Origin of the sequence: Longimycelium tulufanense (assembly GCF_014645795.1) — a bacterium.
In the GTDB taxonomy this organism is placed as follows: Bacteria; Actinomycetota; Actinomycetes; order Mycobacteriales; family Pseudonocardiaceae; genus Longimycelium; species Longimycelium tulufanense.
Genome location: NZ_BMMK01000075.1, coordinates 1 through 7,207 on the forward strand (window position 1 = coordinate 1; position 7,207 = coordinate 7,207).

2 protein-coding genes are annotated in these 7,207 nt (G+C 68.7%); both read right to left on the reverse strand.

What is annotated here, in order from left to right; genetic code table 11:
- Positions 1 to 147 precede the first annotated feature (147 nt).
- On the reverse strand, positions 148 to 4,635 hold the full coding sequence (locus IEY55_RS31215; protein WP_189062187.1) for a beta-ketoacyl synthase N-terminal-like domain-containing protein: 4,488 nt from the start codon (positions 4,633 to 4,635) through the stop codon (positions 148 to 150).
- The coding region (locus IEY55_RS31220; RefSeq protein WP_229686941.1) for an SDR family NAD(P)-dependent oxidoreductase at positions 4,632 to 7,207 on the reverse strand (2,576 nt) is incomplete at its 5' end. The genes IEY55_RS31220 and IEY55_RS31215, both read right to left, overlap by 4 nt.

The following is a 7,207-nucleotide window of genomic DNA, read 5'->3' on the forward strand; positions in this document are numbered from 1 at the left end:
ATCGTCCACGAGTGGAGATCATCTACCCCACCTCAACGATCTACCAAGTGAGACACGCTCTTAGTCCCGACCTCGAGATCCAGCAGGATATCCTCGCCCACCACGTCGATGAGCATCCCGACTATATCGGTGTAGACGTCACTGGCGTCAGATTCCGTAGCTGTCACGTTCTTTGTGTCCATGGGGCGTCCTGTTCCTCGTGCTGTTCTCTGCTGCGACGGTCCACGCAACGATGTGACTGTCCAGCAGACGGCTCTCGACCGCTGTCGCCGTCGTCTCCGTGGCCACCAGTAACCGGTTCCCGTCGGCAGCCGTCACAACGAAGTCACGCGGATGGCTGGGTGGTCCGGTGCCGGCCGCCTTGGCGGCAACCTTCTTTGCCGCCCGCAGCCGGGTCAGCGTCAGTGCCCGGTCGCCAGGTAGCCGGCCCACAAGTGCCTGCTCGTTCTCGGCCAGTACGACGTCCTCGACCGCATCGCCCGGCTCCTGAACGCTCTCGATGTGGATGGCTGCCGGTTGGGACGCGGGTCGTACAAGAGCTACGCCCAGATCAGTGGTGTAGGCGATAGACACGAACAGCGGTTCGGTGATCGGTCCGGTCACCTCGGGCCTGCCGGTAGCGTCGTCTCGTACCGTTAGCTCAGCGGGAAACAGTGGCCCGCATCCCCGTTCCCACAGCCATTGCCGTATGGCGTCCTTGACCGCGATCCGGCCCAGTAACCAGGAAGCCTGGTCTCGTGGGGGAAGCCGGTGGTACTCGGTGCGTTCGGCGGCGCACAGGTACCTCCGCATGGCCAGGTCCCGGGACGAGACATCGCTCCAATGCTTGCGGGCCAGGCACCAGCCATCGGGCTGCGGCTCGCCCAACCCGAAGAACTCCGGGGCAAACCTCATACGCCAGCCGGAACCGTCGGTGAAGAACCGGTGGCTCGTCCAGCCGTCGACACGAGCCCATACCGAGCCGTCGGGCCGGACCAACTCCATGTCCCCGACCATGAATGCGCCGGAGACCGTGCGATTCCAAATAGTCGCGTCCAGCCGCTCCCCTGCTGGTGGCAACGGGCCGTACCAAGTGATCCGCTCAACCTGGAGCGGGAACATAATCTGGTCCTTGTCCCCGTACACCTGGATCCAGACGCCGGATAGTTGAGCTGCGCTGTCCAGTAGTGCTCCCGGGGTGGACAACGAGGCCAGCCGACCCCGCACCCCGTCCGCGGCAAGTGCGGAGATCTCAACGACTCCCTGGTAGCGTGGACCGTGGAACATCCACCCCTCGGAGTAGAGCCGCTCCGCGGTCACGGGGGGCAACTTCTCGTCGGCGAGCGGGGTACGGTCAGCGGGCGGAGCCGCCGGGTAGTGCTCAGCGAGCAGCACGATTCCGTCAGTGTGGCCTTCGATTTTTACCTCGATACGTCCCGGACCGATCAGCTGTGCGTGGATCCTGGCGACGGTGGGTGGGGCGGCCACAACCCAGCGCATGGCCCGAATGTTCTCGAAGCCGATCACCACCTGGCCTGGTCGCAGCTCCCGTGCGATCTCGGCCATCACCTCCAGTAGCGTGGTCAACGGCACCACCGGGAAGCGGTCGGACGGCTCGGGCCAGTTCGCACGCTGGGGGACCAGGCAATGGTCCGTGAGATACGGCATGGTCTCCAGGGAAAACACCCGTGAGGTAGTGAGTTCGCCGCCTTCGGCGGTGGGTTGCGTCGGTGTCCCCAGAGCGTTCAGCACGGTATCGGCGGTAGCCGTCGTATCCCGGAGCAATGCGTCGAACTCGGCCAGCACCGGTGCGTCCGTGGGCACCTCCGGCCGGCCACATCCCGGCCTAGTCAACGGCGGTACAGCCCCATTCAAGCGGACGATGCGCGTCCCGAGGTCCAGCCGCATTCCCTGTCCGGTCTGCCCGTCGCTCCGGCCCGTAGCCGGTCGCCCCTCGACGTCGGCCGAGGTGCGGTGGCTCGTGGTGACATAGCCCTCGACCCAGAACGCGGCGATGGCACGACGGAGCTGCGCCAGTCCGTCATGTTTGCCGACGTTGGCGGCTATTGCCAGGTGCTCACGGCCGCCGAGCCGGTCCGTCACGAAGCCGGTCAGGCTGCCGGGCCCAACCTGAACGAAGGCTCGTACCCCGGTCTCGTACAGCCGCTCAATCAGAGCGCTGAACCGCACTGGCTCGAGCAGGTGGCGAATGATCAGCGCGCGGACCTGCTCCGGCTGCTCCGGGAACGGGGCGACCGTGGTTGCCGACCAGAGCGGCACGTCGGGCTGTCGGACCAGTGATGTCTCGAACAGGGCGTGTACCCGCTCCAGGTATGCCTCGGCCATCGGGGTGTGGAAGCCGGACCGGAACGGCAACTCCTGGCCCAGCACGCCGTCGGCGGTCAACCGGGCGAGGACCTGCCGCACCGCCCCGGGCACGCCACAGATCACCGACTGGTGCGGGCAGTTGTCATGGCTGACGACCACCCCCTCGAGACCTCGAATTGCCTCCTCGGCGCCGTGTGCCCCACACCCGAGCGCGGCGTACGCGACATCGGGCACGTCGAGAACATCGTGGTCGAGGGCTGTGATGAGGGCATCGACGGCGTCCTGCGGGTACACGCCCGCGGCGATCATTGCCGTCCATTCGCCCAGACTGTGCCCGGCGGCGACGTCGGGCACAACACCGAGCCGGCGCAACGCCGTGTCGAGCAGGCGACCCACCGCGATCACGTCGGCGGCCTGGCCGAGCAGGTCGGTTCGGCCGGTCAGCTTGGGCTGGGGCAATCCGAGCTGCACCGTGACGTCAGCGATCCGCGGCTCGAAGACCGGCTCGAAGCCCGGGAAAAGAAAGGCCACCCGCCCACCCGGGGAACCAGCCTCACCCCCCGCCTGGTGGCTCGCCATAGGGCCGGGCGCAAGCAGAGGGCGGGGGGTGAACCAAATGTCGCTGCGGCCCCGTGAGGGAATACCACGGGTGACGATGGCGCGGGCCAGTTTCAGCCGTCGTGCCGTCGGCGACACCATCGCCAGCCGGCAAGGCAGCTCCGGCGGTTCTTGGCCGACCCGCGTCAACAGTTCCTCGTCCGGCACCGCGAGTAGTTCCGCCAGCTTCTCGGCGGACTCGGCTGCCAGTCGAAGAATCACCTCGTCCTCGCCAAGCTCGCGAAGTGCGAGTGCGACCGAGGCCGAGGGATCCCCGTTCGGCGAAACGAGCGAAGCCGGCGGGCGGGTAGTGCGCCCGGAGTGAACGGAGTTCCCGGGGGGTTCTTCGAGGATCACGTGGGCGTTGACGCCACCGAAGCCGAAGGCGTTGACAACCGCCCGCCGTGGCGCACCGGGAGCCCGCTCCCAGTTGGTCTGCTCACGGATGGGCTGCAATCGGGTTCCGGCCAACGCGGCGTGCGGGTCGTCGATGCCCAGGGTGGGCGGCAGCACTCCATCGTGCAATGCGCAGGCCGCCTTGATCAACCCGGCCATCCCGGCTGCCGGCATGGCATGGCCAATCATAGATTTGACCGTGCCCAGCCCGATCGGCGGTCCGTGCGGGCCGAAGACGCGACGCAGTGTCTCCAGCTCGGCTTGGTCGCCGACCGGGGTGGCGGTGCCGTGCGCCTCCACCAACCCGACCGCTCCGGGCACACCGGGATCCAGTCTGGAATCCTGCCAGGCGCGTTCCAGCGCCAAAACCTGGCCATCGGCCAACGGACTCAGCAGGCTGCTGGCGCGTCCATCGCTGGAGCTGCCGACTCCGCGGATGACGGCGTAGATCCGGTCACCTGCCCGCTGGGCGTCCGCCAAGCGCTTAAGCACCACCATGCCGGTGCCTTCCGCCGGCAGAGTGCCATCGGCGGAACGGTCGAACGGTCTGATCCGTCCGGATGGGCTCAACGCCCGTAGCTGGCTGAAGACGCTCCAGAAGGTGGCGTGGTGGACGTGGTGGACGGCACCGACCAGCATGGCGTCGCACCGGTTCTCACGTAGCACCGCCGCCGCATGCTCCACCGCCAGCAGCGCGGAGGCGCAGGCCGCGTCGATCGTGTAGGCGGGGCCACGGAGATTGAAGCGGTTGGCGATCCGGGATGCCGTGAGGTTGGGCATCAGCCCGATGGCGGCATCCGGCTGGTCGGGGCCGAGCTGTTCGCAGAAGGCCCTGCGCACCTGTTCCAGTCGTTCCTCGTCGATGCCCGGGACGAGGTCGCGGAGCAGGCTCACGAGCTGGTGTGAGGTGCGTACCCGCTGGTCGTAGCGGGCCGCCCCGGGTGTGAGATAGCCGCCGCGTCCTATCACGACACCGATCCGCAATCGATCCGGCAGCCGTTCGATGCCCCCTGCGTCGGCGATCGCCTCGGCGGCGGTGCGCAGTGCCAGCAGTTGGTCCGGTTCGATCCCCTCGACGGTCGCCGGCATGATTCCGAAATCGAGCGGGTCGAACGTTGCCAGGTCATCGATGAATCCGCCGCGACAGCAGTAGATTCGGTCGCTTCGCGGGGCATCGGCATAGGAGTGGGGGGCGTAGTAGATCTCCGGATCCCACCGGTGCGGCGGCACGTCGGTGATGGCGTCGGTACCGGCCCGAATGTTCTGCCAGAACTGTCGGGCCGTGCCCGCGCCGGGGAAGATCGCCCCCATCCCGACGATCGCGATGGGGGTCATTCGCGTGCCCCCGTGAAGAGGACCTGCGTTTCGTTCCCGGCTGCGATCTCGTTCAGCAGGGCGGTGACGGCGGCGTCGGGCTCAAGCAGCACGATCCCGAGCCGGGCGTACTCCCGGGCCAGTTCGGGAGTGACCATGCCGCCTCCGGCCCACGGTCCCCAGTCGGCCACCAGCACGCGGCCCCGCAGCCGGGTGCGCCAGACTCGGGCGAGGGTGTCGCAGGCGTCGTTGGCCGCGGCGTAGTCGGCTTGGCCGCGGTTGCCGTAGACACCGGAGACGCTGCCGAAGATTACGAAGAAACCCACGTCGGGCCGCACGGCGGAGGCCAGGGCGCGGGCACCGTCCACCTTGGTGCGCCAGACCCGGGCGAACGACTCGGGGGCCTTGTCCCGGATCAGCCGGTCCTCCAGCAGTCCGGCACCGTGGATCACGCCGTCGAGCCGTCCATGCCGGGCGTAGATGTCCTCGACAACCGCGTGGACGGCGTCCGGATCCCGTACGTCCACGGCGTGGTAGCGCACCGAGGCCGCCAGATCGCGGAGTGCCATCAGGGTCGCCCGCATCTCGCGCTCGGCCATGATTCGCCTGATCGTCGCCTCGATCTCCGCCGGCGTGCGCACGCCCTGCGCCACCAGCACGCGACGCAGTGCCCCCTCGTCCCGTGCCCGGGACAGCACCGGATCCTCGTCGGTGGGCAGGGCGGTACGACCGACCAGTTCGAGGTGGCAACCGGTGGTACGGGCCAGTGCCAGCGCCATCCGCGCGGTGATTCCCCGGGCTCCGCCCGTCAGGAGGACAACACCGTCCGCGCCGAGGGCGAGTGGCACGGAGTCGACGGGATCGGCCGGGACCACCGCGAGGCCGCGCCGCCGACCACCTTCGTACCCCACCGCCACGGGGTTTCGGTCGGCCAGTAGCTCGGTGAGGATGTGCAGGGCAGCCGATCCCGGCGAGTCCTTGCGGTCGATGTCCACGGCACGGACCAGCACCTCGGAGAATTCCCGGGCGATCGTCCGAGCCAGCCCGTGCAGGCCCGCCCCGGAGGTCGGGTCGTCGGCCCCGGTGCCGTCGAACCGGTGGCCGAAGGTGCCGCCCGAACCAGTCACCAGGACCAACCGGCGTACCCCGTTGAGCAGCGCATCCCGGATTCCTCCGTAGGCACCGGGCAGTGTCGGATCATCGCCCGGATGCAGTGCGGCCAGGTGGATCAACCCGTCGACCCGGCCGTCGGGTTCGGACAGGGTACGGACCTGCGCGCCCTGCTGCTCCAACAGGTCCGTCAGCTCCAGCGCGACACCGGAACTGTCGTCCACGATCACGAACCGCTCACCGGCCAACCGCATGGAACCCGGCTGCGGTGCCGGCAGCTCCGGCAGATCCACCAGGTGCACCACGTGACGACGAGGTGCGCCCTGCACCGGATCCGGTACCTCCCGCGGTCCACCGACCGCGGGATCACCGCTGGCGTGTCCGGCCGGTGGCGTCCCGGGCTCGGGCAGCGGATCCTGTTGATCATCACCTGACTCCGCCGGAGAACGGTCCGGGGATTGCGTTCCGGCGTGCAGGTGACCGCAGATCCAGGTGACGATCTCGCCGATGGTCTTGATCCGGGCCATCTGCTCCACGATCGACCTGTCCAGCTTGGTGCCGTCAGCGACCGACCCGAGCTGCTCAGCCAGTTCCCCGACGATCTCCATCCGCTTGATGGAGTCGATGGACAGATCGGCCTCCAGGTCGAGGTCGGTGTGCAGCATGTCCTCGGGGTAACCGGTCCGCGCGCTGATCACGGACAGCACGGAGGTACGCACCCGGTCCGGGCCGGGGATCTCGTGTGCAGGCTCGGGTTCGGGCTCGGGCGGCGGTGCGATCTCACCGTCGACCGCCGGGCGGGGAGCCGGCGCATCGGCCATCCCCGACACGACCGGCGCCGTGGTGGCGGGCACCGCAGGTGAACCCGGTGTCGGGGTGCTGCCCAGCAAGCCGAGAACGACGTCACGCTGCGCAGCGATGAGCTCGCGAGCGTTGCGAAGATACTCCAGTACAGCCGCTTCACGGCTGGCTGCCACCCGCGGTTTCGTGGCGGGATCGGCCGTGTTGGTGGCACGTGCCGGCACCCTATTGGGAGGGACCGGCTTCCCATGCTCCGTTCGACCGCCGTCGCCGTTTGCCGCTGCCATCGCTTCTCCTGTCGGAGGGGTGATCCGCTGGGCGGGACGGAGCGCGTTGGTCGGATACCCGCCGTCCCCGGTGCGGACCAGGTGGCCGTTGACGATCCAGTCCGGGCGCGTGGGCGGTGTCTGGATGGGGATCGCGTCCCGCCCGGCGAACAACGGGAGCGGGTCCACGGGCACCCCGGCGGCCGCCAGCTCGGCCAGGGCGAGCAGCAGTTGGTGCAGGCCGGGGGACTGCTTCCCCGGCTCGTCACAGTGAACGGCAGTGTGCGGGCGGTCGCCGAGAATCTTGCCGACCAGGCCGGTGAGCACCCGACCCGGCCCCACCTCGACGAACACCCGGGCGCCGGCGGCGTGCATCGCCTGGATCTGGTCCACGAACCGCACCGGTTCGGCGACCT